The following is a 681-nucleotide window of genomic DNA, read 5'->3' as shown; positions in this document are numbered from 1 at the left end:
TGGAGCAAGGACGTAGAGTATAGATACGGAGGAAGTGACAGCAAAAGTATTAACGGAGCGGGGAGGCTGCTTAAGGTAATAGATGGTAGCGGAGAGACTGAGTATGAGTACGGCAAGCTTGGGGAAGTTGTAAGGAAGAAGAGAGTAATAAAGAGGCTAAAAGCGCTTCAGGAGGACGAGGAAGCTGAGTTTAAGTATGTAAACGATTATCTTGGGCGGATGCAGAAGATAACATATCCTGACGGAGAGGAAATAGAATATGAATATGACAGAGGAGGGCAGGTAAAGAAAGTAACAGGCACATACTATGGCGAGGAGACAGTGTATGTTGAGGACATAGCCTATGACGAGTACGGGCAGAGGAAGTATATAAAATACGGGAACGGAGTTGTAACGGAGTATACCTACGATGAGAACAGGAGATGGCTTAGCAGCATACATACGGAGAAAGAAGGCGGGTTTGTATATCAGGACATAAAGTACAGCTTTGACGGAGTAGGCAATGTATTGGGATATAGTAATAAAGCGAGCTGGTATGAGACCAGCCAGAGTTACGAATATGACAGTCTGTATCAGCTAATAGGGGTGACAGGAAGCAGCACAGACAGAGAAAGCGGTGTGGAAAGGTATAGAGCTACATACAGTCAGAGTTTTGCATATGATGAGATAGGGAACATGGTA

General features: G+C 44.6%; 1 protein-coding gene. It reads left to right on the top strand.

All coding sequences use genetic code 11. The features are described 5' to 3' along the window. Positions 1-681 (top strand): RHS repeat-associated core domain-containing protein (locus WKV44_10620; protein MEM5948989.1); only part of this gene is annotated, 681 nt, incomplete at both ends.

Source organism: Spirochaetia bacterium 38H-sp, assembly GCA_039023545.1.
Taxonomy (GTDB): domain Bacteria; phylum Spirochaetota; class Spirochaetia; order Winmispirales; family Winmispiraceae; genus Rarispira; species Rarispira pelagica.
The sequence above is the reverse complement of the archived record's forward strand: the minus strand, read 5'-3'. Positions and strand labels throughout refer to the sequence as shown.